Source organism: Rhodoferax sp. TH121 (genome assembly GCF_002251855.1).
GTDB lineage: Bacteria > Pseudomonadota > Gammaproteobacteria > Burkholderiales > Burkholderiaceae_C > Allorhodoferax.
In genome coordinates this window covers 90,637-108,130 of the sequence record NZ_NOXW01000019.1, presented here as the reverse complement: position 1 = coordinate 108,130, position 17,494 = coordinate 90,637, and the positions used below count along the sequence as shown (strand labels likewise).

At 61.0% G+C, this 17,494-nt stretch carries 18 protein-coding genes; 10 read left to right on the top strand and 8 right to left on the bottom strand.

What is annotated here, in order from left to right; translation table 11 throughout:
- The first annotated feature begins 65 nt into the window (after nucleotides 1-65).
- The 5 genes from CHU94_RS04700 to CHU94_RS04680 all read left to right on the top strand — a co-directional run bounded on the left by CHU94_RS04700 (nucleotide 66) and on the right by CHU94_RS04680 (nucleotide 5,020).
- Nucleotides 66-749 (top strand): glutathione S-transferase family protein, encoded by a 684-nt coding sequence (locus tag CHU94_RS04700; protein ID WP_094477282.1) that lies wholly within the window; start codon nucleotides 66-68, stop codon nucleotides 747-749.
- A gap of 20 nt (nucleotides 750-769) precedes the next feature.
- A complete protein-coding gene (locus tag CHU94_RS04695) occupies nucleotides 770-2,065 on the top strand; it encodes a multifunctional CCA addition/repair protein (RefSeq protein ID WP_094477279.1) in 1,296 nt (431 codons plus the stop codon).
- 54 nt (nucleotides 2,066-2,119) lie between these two features.
- Nucleotides 2,120-2,821, top strand: coding sequence for a response regulator transcription factor (locus CHU94_RS04690; protein WP_094477277.1), 702 nt, complete (start codon nucleotides 2,120-2,122; stop codon nucleotides 2,819-2,821).
- Nucleotides 2,818-4,194, top strand: a complete 1,377-nt coding sequence (locus CHU94_RS04685; RefSeq protein ID WP_094477275.1) for a sensor histidine kinase — start codon at nucleotides 2,818-2,820, stop codon at nucleotides 4,192-4,194. The genes CHU94_RS04690 and CHU94_RS04685 overlap by 4 nt, the downstream gene beginning before the upstream one ends.
- A gap of 226 nt (nucleotides 4,195-4,420) precedes the next feature.
- A complete protein-coding gene (locus tag CHU94_RS04680) occupies nucleotides 4,421-5,020 on the top strand; it encodes a hypothetical protein (RefSeq protein ID WP_141211381.1) in 600 nt (199 codons plus the stop codon).
- Nucleotides 5,021-5,845: 825 nt separating this feature from the next.
- Here CHU94_RS04680 and CHU94_RS04670 read toward each other — a convergent pair.
- The 7 genes from CHU94_RS04670 to CHU94_RS04640 all read right to left on the bottom strand — a co-directional run bounded on the left by CHU94_RS04670 (nucleotide 5,846) and on the right by CHU94_RS04640 (nucleotide 12,855).
- Nucleotides 5,846-6,919, bottom strand: coding sequence for an ABC transporter ATP-binding protein (locus CHU94_RS04670; protein ID WP_094477269.1), 1,074 nt, complete (start codon nucleotides 6,917-6,919; stop codon nucleotides 5,846-5,848).
- Between the two features lie 4 nt (nucleotides 6,920-6,923).
- Nucleotides 6,924-7,778 carry a carbohydrate ABC transporter permease gene (locus CHU94_RS04665; RefSeq protein WP_094477267.1) on the bottom strand — a complete coding sequence of 285 codons (855 nt, stop codon included), beginning with the start codon at nucleotides 7,776-7,778 and terminating at the stop codon, nucleotides 6,924-6,926.
- Nucleotides 7,779-7,809: 31 nt separating this feature from the next.
- Complete coding sequence (locus CHU94_RS04660; RefSeq protein ID WP_094477795.1) at nucleotides 7,810-8,688, bottom strand: carbohydrate ABC transporter permease; 879 nt, start codon at nucleotides 8,686-8,688, stop codon at nucleotides 7,810-7,812.
- A gap of 5 nt (nucleotides 8,689-8,693) precedes the next feature.
- The gene (locus CHU94_RS04655) at nucleotides 8,694-9,956 is read right to left on the bottom strand and encodes an ABC transporter substrate-binding protein (RefSeq protein WP_094477265.1); all 1,263 of its coding nucleotides are present in this window, start codon (nucleotides 9,954-9,956) and stop codon (nucleotides 8,694-8,696) included.
- A 107-nt stretch (nucleotides 9,957-10,063) separates the two neighbouring features.
- Complete coding sequence (locus CHU94_RS04650) at nucleotides 10,064-11,314, bottom strand: ABC transporter substrate-binding protein (RefSeq protein WP_094477263.1); 1,251 nt, start codon at nucleotides 11,312-11,314, stop codon at nucleotides 10,064-10,066.
- A gap of 170 nt (nucleotides 11,315-11,484) precedes the next feature.
- Nucleotides 11,485-12,468 carry an ROK family protein gene (locus CHU94_RS04645; RefSeq protein WP_094477261.1) on the bottom strand — a complete coding sequence of 328 codons (984 nt, stop codon included), beginning with the start codon at nucleotides 12,466-12,468 and terminating at the stop codon, nucleotides 11,485-11,487.
- Nucleotides 12,469-12,486: 18 nt separating this feature from the next.
- Nucleotides 12,487-12,855: a phosphomannose isomerase type II C-terminal cupin domain gene (locus tag CHU94_RS04640; protein WP_094477259.1), complete on the bottom strand. Its 369-nt coding sequence runs from the start codon at nucleotides 12,853-12,855 to the stop codon at nucleotides 12,487-12,489.
- A gap of 150 nt (nucleotides 12,856-13,005) precedes the next feature.
- Here CHU94_RS04640 and CHU94_RS04635 point away from each other — a divergent pair, with 150 nt between their 5' ends.
- Nucleotides 13,006-13,539 (top strand): J domain-containing protein, encoded by a 534-nt coding sequence (locus CHU94_RS04635; RefSeq protein WP_094477257.1) that lies wholly within the window; start codon nucleotides 13,006-13,008, stop codon nucleotides 13,537-13,539.
- A 219-nt stretch (nucleotides 13,540-13,758) separates the two neighbouring features.
- On the opposite strand, the gene CHU94_RS04630 is transcribed toward CHU94_RS04635, so the two are convergent.
- The gene (locus CHU94_RS04630; protein ID WP_094477793.1) at nucleotides 13,759-14,880 is read right to left on the bottom strand and encodes a class I SAM-dependent methyltransferase; all 1,122 of its coding nucleotides are present in this window, start codon (nucleotides 14,878-14,880) and stop codon (nucleotides 13,759-13,761) included.
- Between the two features lie 75 nt (nucleotides 14,881-14,955).
- Here CHU94_RS04630 and CHU94_RS04625 point away from each other — a divergent pair, with 75 nt between their 5' ends.
- From CHU94_RS04625 to ttcA, 4 genes are read left to right on the top strand one after another with little or no spacing between them, the layout of a single operon-like run.
- Nucleotides 14,956-15,738 carry an SDR family oxidoreductase gene (locus CHU94_RS04625; protein WP_176451926.1) on the top strand — a complete coding sequence of 261 codons (783 nt, stop codon included), beginning with the start codon at nucleotides 14,956-14,958 and terminating at the stop codon, nucleotides 15,736-15,738.
- Complete coding sequence (locus CHU94_RS04620) at nucleotides 15,735-16,136, top strand: dihydroneopterin aldolase (protein ID WP_094477254.1); 402 nt, start codon at nucleotides 15,735-15,737, stop codon at nucleotides 16,134-16,136. The genes CHU94_RS04625 and CHU94_RS04620 overlap by 4 nt, the downstream gene beginning before the upstream one ends.
- Entirely contained in the window at nucleotides 16,133-16,504 is a 372-nt protein-coding gene (locus CHU94_RS04615; RefSeq protein ID WP_094477252.1) for a dihydroneopterin aldolase, read from the top strand. Before CHU94_RS04620 ends, CHU94_RS04615 begins: the two co-directional genes overlap by 4 nt.
- Nucleotides 16,505-16,530: 26 nt before the next feature.
- A complete protein-coding gene (gene ttcA / locus CHU94_RS04610) occupies nucleotides 16,531-17,490 on the top strand; it encodes a tRNA 2-thiocytidine(32) synthetase TtcA (RefSeq protein ID WP_094477791.1) in 960 nt (319 codons plus the stop codon).
- Nucleotides 17,491-17,494: the final 4 nt, after the last annotated feature.

Genomic DNA, 17,494 nt, shown 5'->3' with positions numbered 1-17,494 from the left:
CCTTTGTCATCAATGGGCAGGCCGTCAAGCAGTAGGATGAAAGCCCTTCCACGTACAGGTGCGCCATGCTCAAGCTCTATATCGGCAACAAAAACTACTCCTCCTGGTCCATGCGCCCCTGGGTGCTGCTCAAGCAAGCGGGCATCGACTTTGAAGAGGTGATGGTCCGCTTCGACTCGTTTGACAGCAGCTCCCAGTTCAAAGCCACGCTGGGCCCGCTGACCCCCACCGGCAAAGTGCCGCTGCTGGTGGACGGCGACCTGGCGGTGTGGGATACCCTGGCGATCGCCGAGTACGTGGCCGAGCAGTTTTCCGGCACGCCGCTGTGGCCACATGACAAGGCCGCGCGTGCCAGGGCCCGCAGCATCTGCGCCGAAATGCACTCTGGCTTCACCGCCCTGCGCGGCAACTGCCCGATGAACATCGAGGCCGACCTGGCCGCCACCGGCGCCCTGATCTGGCGCGACAAACCGGCCGTGCGGGCCGACGTCGCCCGCCTGGTCGCCATGTGGGAAAGCCTGCTGGACCAGCACGGCGGCCCCTTGCTGTTTGGCAACTTCAGCGTGGCAGATGCCTACTTCGCCCCGGTCTGCACCCGACTCAAGACCTACGGCTTGCCGCTGCCCCCCAAGGCTGCGGCCTATGTGGCCCACGTGCTGGCCCTGCCCGGCGTGCAAGCCTGGGTGAACGACGCCTTGAATGAGAAAGACTTTCTGGACTTTGAAGAGCCCTACCGCCTGAAGCGCTGACCCCGCGCCCCCTTGGCCCCATGCCTGCCACCCCAACTCCCCCGTCCATTCCCGGCCAGACCTACCTGGTGGGTGGTGCCGTGCGCGACGCCCTGCTAGGCCTGCCCGTGCAGGACCGCGACTGGGTGGTGGTGGGCGCCACACCGCAGGCCATGCTCGACGCGGGCTTTGTGGCCGTGGGGCGCGACTTCCCGGTGTTTCTACACCCCCACACGCAGGAGGAATACGCGCTGGCACGCACCGAGCGCAAGACCGCCCCCGGCTACCGCGGCTTTGCCGTGCATGCCGAGCCCGGCGTGACACTGGAGGAGGATCTGGCCCGGCGCGACCTTACTATCAATTCCATAGCTGCTCGCGCAGATATCACGGGGGCTACAGGTCCATTTGATGCAAATTCTGTGGTCGACCCTTACGGCGGCCGGGCCGACATCACCCAGCGCGTGCTGCGCCATGTGACGCCCGCCTTCCGCGAAGACCCGGTGCGCATCCTGCGGCTGGCGCGCTTTGCTGCGCGCTTCACTGACTTCACCGTGGCGCCCGAAACCCTGGCCTTGATGCAGACCATGGTGGCCGAGGGCGAAGTGGACCACTTGGTGCCCGAACGCGTGTGGCAGGAGCTGGCCAAGGGCCTGATGGAAGCCCAGCCATCACGCATGTTTGCGGTGCTGCGCAGCTGCGGTGCGCTGGCACGCCTGCTACCCGAACTGGACCGCCTCTGGGGCGTGCCCCAAAGCCCCGAGCACCACCCCGAGGTGGACACGGGCCTGCACGTGATGCTGGTGCTGGACCGCGCTGCCCAGCTGGGTGCGCCGCTGGCCGTGCGCTTTGCCTGCCTGGGCCACGATCTGGGCAAGGGCACCACACCCGCCGACGTGCTGCCGCGCCACATTGGCCACGAGGAGCGCAGCGTGCGCCTGCTCAAGACCGTGGTGCAGCGCCTGCGCGTGCCCACCGACTGTGCCGAGCTGGCCGAAGTGGTGGCGCGCGAGCACGGCAACATCCACCGCAGTGGCACGCTCAACGCCGCCGCCCTGCTGCGCCTGCTGGAGCGCTGCGACGCCTTGCGCAAACCCCAGCGCTTTGCCCAAGCTTTGCTGGCCTGCCAGTGCGACGCCCAGGGCCGGCTGGGCCTGAGCAATACGCCCTACCCCCAAGCCGCCCGTTTGGCGCAGGCGTTGCAGCTGGCGCTGGAAGTTGCTACAGATACCGTAGCTGCTCACGCAATATCCATGGGGGCTACAGGCCCAAAAATTGGTCAATTCATCCATACAGCGCGGGTGCAAGCCATTGCGTCGAGCTTGACCGAGACGCCCTAAACCTGAGGGTTGTTCCGCTCGGCCCGACTAGGCCTGCCTTGGTATGCTCAGCCCATGGCCCATTTACTGATTGTTGAAGACGACGAATTGCTGCGCGACGGCCTGTGCGCGCAGCTGGTCCATGCGGGCCACAGCGTGAGCAGCGCCAGCGACGGCGCGCAGGCCCAGAGCCTGCTGGAGGGCACCCGCTTTGACGGTGTGGTGCTGGACCTGGGCTTGCCCGTGGTGGATGGCATCCAGGTGCTGGAGTGGATACGCCTGCGCCTGTCGGCCCTGCCCGTGCTCATCCTCACCGCGCGCGACGGGGTGGACGACCGCGTGCAAGGGCTGAATGCCGGCGCCGACGACTACCTCACCAAACCCTTCAACATGGCCGAGCTGCTGGCGCGTCTGCAGGCCATGCTGCGCCGCTCGCGCCTGCCGGCCTTTGGCGGCTCCCTGGAGGTGCAAAGCAGCTCCAGCAAAAACCTGCGCCTGGACCCGGTGCGCCCCCTGGCTTGGCTGGGTGAGGAGCCTATGGACCTGACCCAGCGTGAGTGGTCCCTGCTCTCGCTCTTGGTCAACAACATGGGCCAAGTCGTGGGCCGCGAGGATGTGCTGGCGGTATGGCAGACCCAGCCACAAGACGGTGCCGCGGTGGGCTCCAACGCGCTGGAGGTGTATGTGCACCGCCTGCGCCGCAAGCTCAACGACAGCGGCCTCAACATCCGCAACGTACGCGGGCTAGGCTACATGCTGGAAACCGAAAACGCATGAACGTTCCGGCCCGCTTCTCGCTCAAGCGGCAACTGCTGGTGTGGCTGCTGCTGCCCCAGCTGGTGCTGTGGCTCATGGGCGGGGTGCTGGCCTTTCGCGTGGCACTGACCTATGCCGAGAAGACGATTGACCAGTCGCTGACGCAATCGGTGCGCTCGCTGGCGCGCCAGGTCAAGCCCATGGGATCGGGCCTGCTGGTGGACTTTCCGCGCGCCGCGCGCGACATCATCGAGCAGGACCCTGAGGACCGTGTCGCCTACATGGTGTCATCCCCCCCCGGCAGTTTTTTGTTGGGCAACACCAAGATCCCCGGCATGACGCCAGACCTGCATGTGCCCAGCAACGAACCGCTGCTCTACGAAGTGGTGCTGGACGGCAAGCCCATGCGTGTGGCCTCCATGGACCTGAGTTTTGGCGACGGCTTCACCGACCAACGCATGCGCGTGCAGGTAGCCAAGAGCCTGGTGGTGCAGCAGCGCATTGCGCGTGAGCTGGTGCGTGACGTGCTGTTCCCGCTGCTGATTTTGGGCGCCGTGCTCAGCGTGCTGGTGTATGAAGGCATACGCCGCGGCCTGGCGCCGCTAGAGCGGCTGGAGGCCCAACTGGCCCACCGCACCACGGCTTCGCTCTCCCCCATCGAGATGACACAGGCGCCGGAAGAGGTGCACTCGCTGGCCAACGCGCTGAACCAGCTGCTCACCACGCTGCGCCGCAGCCTGAGCCAGGAAAAGCGCTTTCTCAATGACGCCGCCCACCAGCTGCGCACGCCGCTGGCCGGCCTGATCAGCCAGACCGAGCTGGCCATGCAAGAAAAAGACCCCGAAGCCCTGCAACAGCGCCTGGCCAAGGTGCACACCGGCGCCCAGCGCAGCGCCCATCTGGTGCACCAGCTGCTATCCCTGGCACGCACCGAAGCCGAGGTCACCCTCCACCCTGTCGACGTGGCGGCACTGGCCCGCGAAGTCGCCCGCGAATGGACACCGCGCGCCGTGGCCGCCGGGGTGGACTTGGGCTACGAAGGCGAAGACTCCGTGCAGGTGCCTGGGGACAAACTGCTGCTGCGCGAGGTGCTGAGCAACCTGATCGACAACGCCCTGCGCTACGCGGGAAAAGGTAGCAACGTGACCCTGCGCACTGAGGTGCGCGACGGCCACTGCATCCTGGAAGTGGAAGACACCGGCCCGGGCCTGTCTGCCGAGCACCTGGAACGCGTCTTTGAACGCTTCTGGCGCGCCAGTGAACTGCCTGGCGGCTGCGGCCTAGGCCTCTCCATCGTGGCCGAAATAGCCAAGCGGCACCGCGGCACGGCCACGGCGCGGACCACGCTGCCGCATGGGCTGACGATTAGTTTGCAGTTGCCGCTGCAGGGGTGATGGGGGCTGCTTTGCGGCGGAAGCCGACATTCACAAATTCACCCGAATGGGGATGTTCAGGGCCTAGCTGATTCATCAAAACATTAGAGCTGACAGTCTGCGAGGTTTGTCGGTATTTTTATGAGATCGGACTCCTCAAGCTGGATATGAAAAATGCCATTTTTGATAGATCACAATCCCACTCTATCCCGCAGTGCTTTGCGGTATCAATTACGGTAGAAATTCAATGATCCGTGGCGACCTTTCAAATCGGCTTGTCCATCTAACGCGAGGTACTTCTCCTCAAGAGGCAGCACTAAATTTTCAATCTATTGTTCGCGAGAGAGCATTGATTGGGTCAAATGGATACATACGTGGTGGCGTCAACTGCGTTTGCTTTAGCGAAGCTCCATTAGGTGTTTTGACGCAAGCTCTTGCAGCTCCTCCCGAGAATGGAATGCGCTATTCACCGTTTGGTGTGATAGTGAGCAAGTCATGGCTCTTTCAAAAAGGCGGACGCCCAGTCATCTATCAAGCTCACGACGAATACGATCTATTGTCGGATGCTCAAAAGTTCCGACATGTTCGTTATGAACCCCACAGAAATGTCGATCACACTTGGGAGCGCGAGTGGCGAATTCAAACTGACTCATTAGCGCTTGAGCCATCGGAAACCACCTTTGTGGTTCCGACCAGGGCGTGGGAGCGACGATTTCACCAAGAGCATATTGATGAAGTTGCAACCACTAGTGCTTTACTGGAAATCCCCCTTGATGACCCAATGCCATGGCATTTTGTAGTTCTTGAAGATCTCGGCGTAGAGGGCTTTGATGAGTACGATTTCTAACTCATTCCACCGGACTACCCGACAAGCTGCGCAGTCAGGTGAGTTCAAACGTTAACGACTGCTTTGGAACGCACCAAATGTCTTCAGTCAGTCTGTAGACGCCTGCGTTTCTGGCCGAGAACGGTCATCTAGCAGCCGGTTTTAGTCTGATACGCTTCGTTGACCCGTCCGTACATTATTCGTTAGGCTGCACAAAAGCAGTAATGACGTCCCCTGGAGACTAGCTTGCCGAGCAGGCATAAGTTCAATGATCCACCTCCCTGAATGCCGAACCGTCTTCGATGCCGTGGAACTTATGATCTCGTCAGAGGCTTGGCGATACAGACATGTTGAGTTGCGATTCCCGGGAGGAGATTTTTGGGTTCATATCTATCCGTTGTTTGGTCAGTCAGATCCTTACTTCGACTTTGCATATACAGACCGGGAGCCTCCCGAAAACCGACTGGCTTCGTTGCTCGTTGAGTTCGAACAGGGTCAATTCATTGATTGGTGCGACGGACGTCTCGCTTGCCTCCGGATCAAAGGTGCAAGCAAGGAACACTTGGTAAGTGCAATTTCGCGCGTTGCAGAGGAACTATTTGCGCAGAGCCCCCGATCTCTTGACGTCTACTACGAGCATGAGACTCCTGCCTAGGCTCCAAGTGCAGCCCAACCCCTCCATCGAGAGGACGTCAAAAGGGCTGCGCCCTCGCGCCGCCTTTCATGTCAAACGTTAACGACTCCTTTTGAGCACAGCGAAAGTCAGCAATCAGTCTTTTGAAGAAATAAAAAAGCGCCGGGCTATCCCAGCGGACAGCCCGGCGCTTTAGTTTTCAGGCTTCGGAATTACACGTCCAAACGCACACCCGTCGCAGTGTTAAACCAGTTGGTATTCGCGGGGCTGACGCGCAAACCGACCTGGTCACCCGCCTTCCACTGGGCGCTGGGCGCAGTGCGCACGGTCACGTCGCCGGCCGCAGTCTTCACCACCACATAGGTATCCGCACCGGTAGGCTCCACCACCATCACTTCACCGCGCCAGGAGGCATCAGCCACCAGCTCAATGTGCTCCGGACGCACGCCCAAGGTGGCGTCACCCTTAGCAGGAGTAGCCAAGTCCAGGCTGCTGCCATTGAAGCTGAAGCGGCCTTGGGCACCGGGCACTTCCACATGGCCTTTGATCAGGTTCATGGTGGGCGAACCGATAAAGGTGGCCACATAGGTGTTGGCCGGGCGGTTGTAGATGTCGTCGGGTGTGCCGATTTGTTGCAGGATGCCGTCCTTCATCACCGCAATGCGGCTGCCCAGGGTCATGGCCTCGATCTGGTCGTGCGTCACATAGACGCTGGTGATGCCAGAGACCTGGTGCAAGCGCTTGATTTCGGCGCGCATTTCCACGCGGAGCTTGGCGTCCAGGTTGGACAGCGGCTCGTCAAACAAGAAGAGCTGGGGGTCGCGTGCCAAAGCGCGGCCCATGGCCACACGCTGGCGCTGGCCACCGGACAGCTGCGCGGGGCGGCGGTCCAGCAGGTGTTCGATTTGCAGCATGGCCGCTACTTCGGCGATCCGCTTTTTGCGCTCCTCCACGGGCACCTTGCGCATTTCCAGGGCGAAGCCGATGTTGTCGGCCACGCTCATGGTGGGATAGAGCGCGTAGCTCTGGAACACCATGGCAATGTCGCGCTGCGCGGGGGCTACGCCCACCACGTTTTTGCCGGCAATGCGCAGTTCGCCTTCGGACGGCTCTTCAAGCCCGGCAATGATGTTGAGCAAGGTGGACTTGCCGCAGCCGGAGGGTCCGACCAGGATCAGGAATTCGCCTGGGGCGACGTCGATTTCGATCTTTTTGAGGACTTCAACGGCTTTGTCGCCTTTGCCGAAAACTTTGCGGATGCCTGCGATTTGGAGAGAAGCTGCCATTTTTTTATCCTTTCACCGCGCCGGCGGTGAGACCTTTCACGAAGTATTGACCTGCGAGTACGTAGACCAGCATGGTGGGGAGACCAGCAATCACGGCCGCAGCCATGTCGACGTTGTAGCTCTTGACGCTGCTGGAGGTGTTGGCCATGTTGTTCAGGCCCACGGTGATGGGCTTGCTATCGGCGCCGCTGAAGGCCACGCCAAACAGGAAGTCGTTCCAGATGTTGGTGAATTGCCAGATGAGGGTCACCATCAGGATGGGCGTGGACATGGGCACCACGATGCGGAAGAAGATGCGCCAGAAGCCGGCACCGTCAATGCGCGCAGCGTTCACCAGTTCTTTGGGGATGGCGGTGTAGTAGTTGCGGAAGAACAGCGTGGTACCAGCCAAACCGGCAATGCAGTGCACCAGCACCAGGCCGCCCAAAGAGCTGGACAGCCCCAGGAAACCCAGCACCTGGCTCATGGGCAAGAGCACCACCTGGAAGGGCATGAACACGCCGAACAGCATGAAGCCAAACAGCACTTCGCTGCCCTTGAACTTCCACATGCTCAGCACGTAGCCGTTGATGGCGCCCCAGGCGGTGGAGATGATCACCGCAGGCACCGCCATGATGACGGAGTTGACGAAGTAAGGCTGCAGGCCGCGGCAGTCCACACCCGTGCAAGCACTGGACCAGGCCAGCTGCCAGGACTCGAAGTTCAGCCCGTGCGGCAAGCTCAGCAGGTTGCCGGAGCGGATCTGCTCGGCGTCCTTGAAGGACGTGGCCAGCATCACATAGAGCGGTGCGAGGAAGAAGGCTGCGGCGATCAGCAGAACGCCGTAGATGAGGATGCGGGGAAGATTTTTGGACAACATAGGTGTGCGATCGTGGTGGAACGGTCGTGGATTAGCGATCGTGCGGCTTGGAACGCAGTTCGCTGTAAAGGTACGGCACGACGAGGGCGGCCACAAAGGCCAGCATCATGGTGGCGCTGGCGGCACCCAAGCCAATCTGACCACGCGTGAAGCTCATGGTGTACATGAAAGTGGCGGGTACGTCCGACGAGAAGCCGGGGCCGCCCGAAGTGAGCGCCATCACCAAGTCAAAACTCTTGATGGAGAGGTGCGACAGCACCAGCACCGTAGAGAACACCACGGGGCGCAGGATGGGCAAAATGATGCGCCAGTAGATGCGGGGCAGCGAAGCGCCGTCGATCTGGGCGGCTTTGATGATGCTGTCGTCAATGCCGCGCAGGCCGGCCAGCGACAAGGCCATGGCAAATCCGGCGGACTGCCAAATGCCGGCAATCACCACGCAGTAGATGGCGGTATCAGACTGCACCAGCCAGTCGAAACTGAAGCTGGCCCAGCCCAAATCGTGCATGAGTTTTTCCAGCCCCAAGCTGGGGTTCAGAATCCACTTCCAGGCGGTGCCTGTCACGATGAAGGACAGCGCCATGGGGTACAGGTACACGGTGCGCAGCACGCCTTCAAAGCGGATTTTCTGGTCCAGAAAAATCGCCAGGCCCATGCCCAAAATCATGGAGCCACCGACGTACAACACGCTGAACAGGCCCAGGTTTTTGAGCGCCACGTACCAGCGGTCCATTTCCCACAGGCGCACGTACTGCTCCAGCCCCACGAACTCTTCGTAGTTGGGCAGCATGCGCGAGCCGGTGACGGAGAGCACGCCGTTCCAGATCATGAAGCCATAGATGAAGGCGAAGCCGAGCACAAAGCCCGGGGCGATCACCAGCTTGGGTAGGATGTTTTCAAGGGTTTTCATACGTTTCATTTCTGCTTGGGGGCGGCCACTGCCTGCAGCTTGGACAGTGTTTCAGCCACTGTCAATTTGTCGTTGTTCCAGAACTCGGACACCGCGGTCCGCATGGTGGCCTGCTGCGATGAAGACAGTGCCATGCCGTGGGCTACCGAGGGCACCAGGGTTCCGCTGGCGGATGTGGCTACAAAGTCCTTGCTGGACGTCTTGGCGCAGTCGTCAAATTTGTCCATGGGCATGCCCAAGCGCACCGGGATGGAACCCTTGCGCAAGTTGAACTTCTCCTGGAAGTCCTTGCCCATCAGCAGGTAAGCCAGGTAGCCTTGGGCCTTTTGCGCCTCCCAGCCCTTGAGCTGGAACATGGCAAAGGAATCCACATTGAAGGTGTAGGCCTTGTCAGTGCCGGGCGCTGCCGAACAGGTAAAGTCCTTGCCCGGCGTCTGGCCGGCGGCCAAGAACTCACCTTTGGCCCAGTCGCCCATGAACTGGAAACCGGCCTTGCCGTTGATGACCATCTCGGTGGTCACATTCCAGTCGCGGCCCAGCGACTTGTCATCGGTGTAGCCCTTGATGCGGCGAAACACCTCCAGAGACTTTTTCATCTCGTCGCTATTGAGGGCTGCGCGGTCCAGCTTCACCAAGGCTTTGTCATAGAACGCAGCGCCGCCCACGCCCAAGACCACGGACTCGAACACCGTGAAGTCTTGCCAGTCCTGGCCACCATGGGCCACGGGGGTGAAACCAGCCGCTTTGATCTTGTCGGCGGCTGCAAAAAATTCGTCGTAGGTTTTGGGCAGTGCGGCAACGCCTGCCTTCTTCAGCACTGCGGAGTTGGCCCACAGCCAGTTCACGCGGTGCACGTTCACGGGGACCGCCACGTAACGGCCTTTGTATTTCATTTGGTCTGCCACCACCTTGGGCAAGACCTCGTCCCACTTTTCAAACGATGCCATCGCATCCAGGCTGGTCAGCACATTGAGTTCGGCCCATTCCTGAATCGCGGGCCCCTTGATGTTGGCCGCAGCCGGCGCATTGCCCACCAGCACACGCTGCTTGAGCACCGCCATGGCGTTTTGCCCGCCACCGCCGGTGACGGTGAAGTCACGCCAGGTGTGGCCACGCTGGGCCATCATGCCCTTGAGTTCCGCCACCGACTTGGCCTCTCCACCGGATGTCCAGTAGTGGAGCACCTCCACCTCGCCCGCCCACAGGCTCGCACCAGCACACAAGGCCACACCGGCCCACAGGCAACGCAAAGAGGATTGGAATGACATGGGGATGCACTCGTGGAAAGGGACGCCCAAACTTGAAACAGCCCCACCCCCGTGGAGGGATGGGGCGTTTGCTTGGCAAGAAACTGGCGCCTGCGCGCCAGCACGACTTACTTGGTCGCAGCAGCCTTGGCGATGTTCTTCACACCGTCAGCCACAGAGATCTTGTCGTCGTTCCAGAACTGGGACACGGCATCCTTGATCGCGCCTTCAGCAGCGGGCTTGATGGCCATGCCGTGGGCCACGGAGGGTACCAGGCCACCGGACTTGGCGGTGTCCACGAAGTCCTTGGCGGACGTTTTGGCGCAGTCGTCAAACTTGTCCATCTTCATGTTCAAACGCACAGGGATGGAACCCTTGTTCAGGTTGAACACTTCTTGGAACTCGGTGCCCATGATGGAAGCAGCCAGATCGCCTTGGGCCTTTTGGGCACCAGCGTCCTTGAGCTTGTACATGGCGAAGGAGTCCACGTTGAAGGTGTAAGCGTTGGAGGTGCCAGGAGCTGCAGCGCAGATGTAGTCCTTGCCAGGCACCTTGCCAGCGGCAGAGAACTCACCCTTGGCCCAGTCACCCATGAACTGGAAGGCTGCCTTTTCCTGGATCACCATGGCGGTGGCCAGGTTCCAGTCGCGGCCAGGAGCGGCTGCGTCGGTGTAACCCTTGATCTTGCGGAAAGTTTCCAGAACCTTGGTCATGGTGGCGCTGGTCAGCGCTTTTTCGTCCAGCTTGATCAGCGCGTCGTTGTAGAACTTGGTGCCGCCCACGCCCAGAGCCACGGACTCAAAGGTGGTGAAGTCTTGCCAGTTCTGGCCACCGTGTGCCACGGGGATCAAGCCAGCCTTCTTGACCTTTTCAGCGGCTGCGAAGAACTCGTCCCAGGTCTTGGGTGTGGAAGTCACGCCAGCCTTTTTCAAGACAGCGGAGTTCGCCCACATCCAGTTCACGCGGTGCACGTTCACTGGGGCAGCCACGTAATTGCCCTTGTACTTCATGACGTCAGCCACGACCTTGGGCAGCAGTTCATCCCACTTTTCGGCCTTGGCAGTGGCGTCCAGGTTGGCCAGCACGCCTTCAGCAGCCCACTCTTGGATGGCGGGGCCCTTGATTTGGGCAGCAGCGGGAGGATTGCCGCTCACCACACGGCTCTTCAACACGGTCGCAGCGTTGTCGCCAGCGCCGCCAGCCACTGCGAAGTCTTTCCAGACGTGACCCTTGGCTTGCATGATCTTCTTCAGTTCAGCAACCGACTTGGCTTCACCGCCGGATGTCCAGTAGTGCAGGACTTCCACTTCACCAGCCACAGCGGCCGAACCAGCAACCACGAGAGCCACAGCGGTGGCGAGTTTAGAAAGCTTCAACATCTTGTCTCCAAAAAAGTTTTGTCTTTGTGCCCTCTTTGTGGGGCCCAAAGCAGCGTTGAATTCGGACCAGCACCATGCCAATTCGAATTAATTAATTTTTCATTAATTTTTAATGCTGAACTACTAGGAGTTTCCCTAGGGCCGATTAAATCAACCCATATGATGAAGAATCAGGGCACGACTAGCGCCAACGCGGCGTAGTCGCCCACCTGCTCGCCCAGGCCCGCAGGCACGATTTCTACGCCTTGGGTCAGGGCGGGCAACTTGCCGTGCAAGTAAGCCTGCAGCTTGGGCAGCAGGTAGTCGCGGTTGTGCCAGAACACACTGCCCCCCACGCTGATGCGCTGCAAGTCCAGCGTCGCCACCATGTTGAAAAGCGTCCGGCCCATGACCTCGCACAGACCATCAATAATGGCCACAGCCTCCGTATTTCCTGCGCGAGCAGCTACAAAAAGAGTAGCAGCATCGGAAAAACCATCTTTGCCGAAGCGGCGTGGAATGGCGTTGCCCGCCACCAGACCCTCCACATCGCCCACCAGGCCGCAGCCACACAAGGCATCGTCATTGCTCACGACAAAGGTGTGGCCCGCGTGGCCCGCGTTGCCGTTCTTGCCGCGCAATATGTGACCATCCACGCACAAGCCCATACCAATTCCGGTGCTCCAGGTCACATAGGCGCAGTGATCCTGCCCCTGCAGGGCGCCCCAACGGCGCTCGGCTTCCAGCGCGCCCACACCGTCGTTTTCCACCCGCACATTCGGAAACACCGCCTTCAGCGGGGCTTCCAGCAGCGCAGTGGCCCAGTCATTGGGCAGGCCACGCGCCTTGCCGGCCAGGCCACCGCAGATATTGGGGCCAGCCAGCTCGACCATGCCCTGGTTGATGACAAACGGCCCGCAGGTGGCCACGCCCACGGCAGAAATGTCAGCCACGGCAATGCCCGCCAAGGCACAGCTCTCGCCAATCATGCGAATGATTTGCTGGGCCAACGCGTCGTTGTTGCCCACTTTGGCCGTGGGTTCCGATACTTTGCCGCGTACCCCTTGGGCGTCGGCCACATTCACGGCCACCTTGGTGCCACCAATGTCCACGCAGGCCACAGGCGGGCAGCCGGCGGGCAGTTGCACCAACGGTGCTGAAGTTGTTGTTGCCATGGCTGTTGTCCTTCTCAATTACTGGCGGCCGTAGTCGTCTTGCAGGCGTACGATGTCATCTTCACCCAGGTAGGCGCCAAACTGCACCTCCACAATTTCCACTGGCTCGGTGGTCAGGTTGGCCAGGCGGTGCACCTGGCCCACTGCGATGTCGCAGTGCTGCCCTTGGGTCAGGTCAAACACCTTGTCATCCAGCGTGATGCGGGCCGTGCCTTGCGTCACCACCCAGTGTTCGGCACGCTGGTGGTGCTTCTGCAGGCTCAGCTGCTGGCCTGGCAACACGCCGATGCGCTTGATCTTGTTGCCTGCGACCTCCGACACGGTCTCGTACCAGCCCCAGGGGCGGAGCGTGCGTTCAATGGTTTCAGTGCGGTGGGTGGTCGTCATGATGAAACATTCCTTAAAAGTCGCGGCCGATACTACCTTGCAAGCATGGGGCGGTGTTACCGGGGCGTTACGAGTGAGATTCACGCAGTTTGTTACATGTATATGATTTGGGCACGATAAAACAAACACGGGCCGGCGGGGGGCCGCAATATGGATTCTGCATACAAGGTGCTGGGAGTTCCCGGCAATGCCACGCCAGAGGAAATCAATCAAGCACTCCAGAAGGCGCTACACCATTACAACCACGCCAAACTAGCCCAAGATAGCGACGCTGTTGCCCGTGTATTGGCGATTCGCGAGGCTCACAAAATCCTGTCCAACAACGACATGCGTGCCGCCCATGATCGAAAGCTGCTCAGCTACGTCAACAAGCCGCGATCGACGCCCAGGATTGTTATGGAGGCAGTCCCAGCGCCTTGGTACACCAACATTTTGTACCTTGGGGTGCTGCTGGTGCTGTCCATGTTTGCCATTGGAGGCTATATGGCCCACGCGCGCGACAAGGCGCGCGCGGCAGCCGAAGCGACTCTGCTGGAAGAGAAAAAATTGCAGCTGAAGCGTTGGCACGGGAAGAAGAGGAACGCAAACGCGCTGAAGATAGACGTGCGCGACAACAAGCCGAAGACAAAGTTCGCGAACAACAAATGGCGGCCGAAGCCTCCAACAGCTTGCGAAGCGCCATGATTGCAGAGTCACAAGCGCAATCCGACATGCGCCGCAAGGAGGAAGCATTGCAACGGGACAAACAGCGCAGGGAGTCGGAAGCTAAATCTGAAGAGCGCCAACGCATTTACGACGCACAACGGCGGCTAGCAGCAGACCAACAGCGCATCCGCGAACTCTGCTACCAGCAATACCGACGTACACAGTGTTGAGCCCGACGCGAGTGCGCTAGGTGGGCCCTTACAACCGGTGGGTTCTGTCGCCGCGCGCAAAGCCTCGCAGGCTCACATCCACGCCACGGCCCAAGGCAATGACCTTGAAAAATTCGCCCATTTCATGCTCCATGATGAGCTTCTGGGCGGCGACGCGCTCTGGCAACGGCGCGTCCTGCATGGCCTCGACCAAGCCGCAGTTGATCAAGAAGTGGGCCTGGCTGGTGTAGCCCAACACGTCCAGCCCCGCGTCCTGCGCGGCCAGGGCAATGCCGGTGAAATTGACATGGGCGGTGATGTCTTTCAGCCCCACCGCCTGCAGCGGATCCGGGTCGCTTTGGTGCGCTTGGTGGCACATCACCGTGCCCATATGGCGCTGCACATGGTAGTACTCACTCTCGGGGAAACCATAGTCCAGCAACAAGGCAGCACCCAATGTGAGGCGGTCCGCCAGGGTGCGCACAAAGGCCTCGCCCTGGGGGTGAATCTCGGTCAGGTAGTCGTGCTCGCCGTCAATCTCGATCGGCGGCCGCAGCGCGGTGGGACGGTCGCTCCACTGCAATGCACCCTGCTCCACCACCACGCCACGCTCATGCCAAACGCCGCTTTTGCGCACCAACAGTTGCACCGGCATGGCGTCCAACACTTCGTTGCCCACCACCACACCACGCATGTGGGCCGGCAGCGCACTCACCCAGCGCACCTTGCCCGCGTGGGCAGCCAAGGTCTGCGCCTGCCGCGCCTTGAGCGAATCCGACAGGTCCACAATTGTGTAGCTGCGCACCTGGTCCCCCAGCGCCTCCAGCAGCTGCAGGGCCAAGGCACCGGTGCCCGCGCCGAACTCCCAAACCTCGTCAGTGCCGGTAGCCTCCAACACCTGCGCCACTTGGCGGGCCAACGCCTGGCCGAACAGCGGCGTCATTTCAGGCGCGGTCACAAAGTCGCTGCCAGCCCCGGCTACGCCCTCGGCACCGCGCAGGCCCTGGGGCATCTGGCCGAATTTGGACAGGCCATTGGCGTAGTAGCCCAGACCCGGCGTGTAGAGGGCCTGGCCCATAAACGCGTCAAAACCCTGCCAGCCCCCGGCTTTTTCGGTCGCATCCGCGATAATTCGGGTCAGGCTGGCCGGAATGCTTTCGGCTGTGAACATGAACATCCGTCTCGTGTTTGGTAAAGCCAAGGATTATCTTGCTCTCTCACCCCCACTCTGCTCAAGGACAATTTGGTGCTTAAACGCGTACTCATCACCGGCGGCGCCCATCGCCTGGGTGCGCTGCTGTGCGCCCAATTTGCGCAGGCGGGTTGGGAGGTGTGGTGTCACTACCAGCGCAGCGCCGAGGCGGCGCAGTCCTTGTGCGCCAGTCTGCGCGCGCAGGGCTACACGGCCCATGCCATCCACGCCGACCTGGCCCAGGAAGACAGCCGCCACGCCATGGTGCAACAGATTGCTGCCCAATCCGGCCCACTGCACTGCTTGGTGAACAACGCCTCCAGCTTCGAGCCCGACAGCGGGCAGGCCATGGACGTGGACGGTGCCCGCCAGCAACTCGAGGTGAACCTGCTAGCGCCTTTGGCCCTGTCCAGCCTGATGGCGCAAACCGATACCGATCCGCCCGCCGGTTCGCGCTGCATCCTCCATGTGCTGGACCAGAAGGTCTTCAACCTGAACCCGGACTATTTTTCGTACACCGTGACCAAGCTGGCGCTGGAGCGTGCGGTGGCCCTGCAAGCGCAGGCATTGGCGCCCGCCATCCGCGTGTGCGGCGTGGCGCCAGGGCTGATGTTTTTGAGCGGCCCACAAACCCAGGACAACTTTGACCAAGCCGCGCGCGTGAACCTGCTGCGCGAGCCCTTGGACCCGGCCCAGGTGGCTGCCACCTGCGTGTTTTTGGCACAAACCACCGCCATCAATGGCGTGACCATTGCCGTGGACAACGGGCAGCACTTGGTGCCGCTAGCGCGTGACGTGATGTTCATGGTGCCGTCGCATGCAGGAGGTGCGCCATGAGCCCCAGTATGTTTGACACCCTGGCCCTGGAATGCCGCCGCCTGTTCTTGCGTGACCATGTGGTGCCGGTGCGCATCGGCGCGCACGATTTTGAGAAAGGCGTGACCCAGCGCCTGGTGTTCAACGTGGAGCTGTTTGTGCCCTTGGCCAACAGCACCCCCAAGGCGGACAAGCTGGATGAAGTGGTGGACTATGACTTTGTGCGCGAAGTGATTGCCGCGCGCATTGCCCAGGGGCATATCGAATTGCAGGAAACCCTGTGTGATGAACTGGTGCAGCTGCTGCTGGCCCACCCGCAGGTGCGCGCCGTGCGCCTGTCCACCCAAAAACCGGACGTGTACCCCGACTGTGCGGGCGTGGGCGTTGAAGTATTCCGCATGAAAGGCATGAACGCATGAAGGCCAGCACCGGTCACCAAACCCTGACCCTGACGGGCCTGCGCTTCGACGCCAACCTGGGCATTCTGGAGTCGGAAAAAACCGCGCCCCAGCCGATCCAGGTGGACGCAGAACTCAGCCTGGGCACCCAGCCCCTGCTGCCGCATGACGATGACATCAACCATGTGCTGGACTACCGCAAGGTACGCCAGATCATCATCGCGGAATGCACCGCAGAGCACGTGAACCTGCTGGAAACGCTGATTGGCAAACTGGCACACCGTTTGATGCAGTTGCCCGGCGTGCTGGGGGTGCGGGTCAAGATTGCGAAACTGGAAATTTTTGAAGATTGTGAAGTGGCCATCCGCATGGAGACCGGCCAGTGGTAAGTGCGCAAGGCGCCATGGAGAACGATATGAGTGCAGTATGGGTTGAAGACGAAGCCGCTGAGGCCGCAGAAGCGGCTGCCGCGAACCGCAACAAGGAACTGAAGATCGAGCGCGAAACGCACAAGCTCGAAAAACGCCTGTGCCGCCAAATGGGCCAGGCCATCATGGACTTCAACATGATCGAAGAAGGCGACCGCGTGATGGTCTGCATGTCCGGTGGCAAAGACAGCTACGGCATGCTCGACATCCTGCTCAAAATGCAGCAGCGCGCACCCATCAACTTTGAGATCGTGGCGGTCAACCTGGACCAGAAGCAACCCGGCTTCCCCGACCACATCCTGCCCGAGTACCTGGCCAAGCTGGGTGTGGAATTCCACATCGAGACGCAGGACACCTACTCCATCGTCAAGAAGAACATTCCCGAAGGCAAAACCATGTGCAGCCTGTGCAGCCGCCTGCGCCGGGGCATTCTGTACAACGTGGCGCGCAAGCTCAAGTGCAACAAACTCGCGCTGGGCCACCACCGCGACGACATGCTGCAGACCTTCTTCCTGAACATGTTCTTCGGCGGCAAGCTCAAGGGCATGCCACCCAAGCTGACCAGCGACAACGGCGAGTTTGTGGTGATTCGCCCGCTGGCCTATGTGGCCGAGAAGGACCTGATCCGCTGGGCTGCGCACCGCCAGTTCCCGATCATCCCCTGCTCGCTGTGCGGCAGCCAGACCAACCTGCAGCGTGTGCAGATTGGCAACATGCTGCGCGACTGGGAAAAGCAATACCCCGGCCGCGCCGAAACCATGTTCACCGCGCTGCAAAACGTGGTGCCCTCGCACCTGATGGACCACAGCAAGCATGACTTCAAGGCCATCCGCCCCACCGGGGTGGAGGACGAGAACGGCGACAAGGCCTTCGACGAAGAGGAATTCCCCGCCCCCGCCCTGCCCAGCCTGAGCGGCCTGCCAAGCGTACAGGTTGTCACTCTCTAAGGAG

Bases quoted from the DNA above. Each gene is read 5' to 3' on its own strand.
- CHU94_RS04635 (WP_094477257.1), top strand. From the start codon at position 13,006: ATGGATTCTGCATACAAGGTGCTGGGAGTTCCCGGCAATGCCACGCCA.
- CHU94_RS04620 (WP_094477254.1), top strand. From the start codon at position 15,735: ATGAGCCCCAGTATGTTTGACACCCTGGCCCTGGAATGCCGCCGCCTG.
- ttcA (WP_094477791.1), top strand. From the start codon at position 16,531: ATGAGTGCAGTATGGGTTGAAGACGAAGCCGCTGAGGCCGCAGAAGCG.
- CHU94_RS04690 (WP_094477277.1), top strand. From the start codon at position 2,120: ATGGCCCATTTACTGATTGTTGAAGACGACGAATTGCTGCGCGACGGC.
- CHU94_RS04660 (WP_094477795.1), bottom strand. From the start codon at position 8,688: ATGAAAACCCTTGAAAACATCCTACCCAAGCTGGTGATCGCCCCGGGC.
- CHU94_RS04645 (WP_094477261.1), bottom strand. From the start codon at position 12,468: ATGGCAACAACAACTTCAGCACCGTTGGTGCAACTGCCCGCCGGCTGC.
- CHU94_RS04615 (WP_094477252.1), top strand. From the start codon at position 16,133: ATGAAGGCCAGCACCGGTCACCAAACCCTGACCCTGACGGGCCTGCGC.
- CHU94_RS04655 (WP_094477265.1), bottom strand. From the start codon at position 9,956: ATGTCATTCCAATCCTCTTTGCGTTGCCTGTGGGCCGGTGTGGCCTTG.
- CHU94_RS04630 (WP_094477793.1), bottom strand. From the start codon at position 14,880: ATGTTCACAGCCGAAAGCATTCCGGCCAGCCTGACCCGAATTATCGCG.
- CHU94_RS04665 (WP_094477267.1), bottom strand. From the start codon at position 7,778: ATGTTGTCCAAAAATCTTCCCCGCATCCTCATCTACGGCGTTCTGCTG.
- CHU94_RS04700 (WP_094477282.1), top strand. From the start codon at position 66: ATGCTCAAGCTCTATATCGGCAACAAAAACTACTCCTCCTGGTCCATG.
- CHU94_RS04695 (WP_094477279.1), top strand. From the start codon at position 770: ATGCCTGCCACCCCAACTCCCCCGTCCATTCCCGGCCAGACCTACCTG.
- CHU94_RS04640 (WP_094477259.1), bottom strand. From the start codon at position 12,855: ATGACGACCACCCACCGCACTGAAACCATTGAACGCACGCTCCGCCCC.
- CHU94_RS04670 (WP_094477269.1), bottom strand. From the start codon at position 6,919: ATGGCAGCTTCTCTCCAAATCGCAGGCATCCGCAAAGTTTTCGGCAAA.
- CHU94_RS04680 (WP_141211381.1), top strand. From the start codon at position 4,421: ATGATCCGTGGCGACCTTTCAAATCGGCTTGTCCATCTAACGCGAGGT.
- CHU94_RS04685 (WP_094477275.1), top strand. From the start codon at position 2,818: ATGAACGTTCCGGCCCGCTTCTCGCTCAAGCGGCAACTGCTGGTGTGG.
- CHU94_RS04650 (WP_094477263.1), bottom strand. From the start codon at position 11,314: ATGTTGAAGCTTTCTAAACTCGCCACCGCTGTGGCTCTCGTGGTTGCT.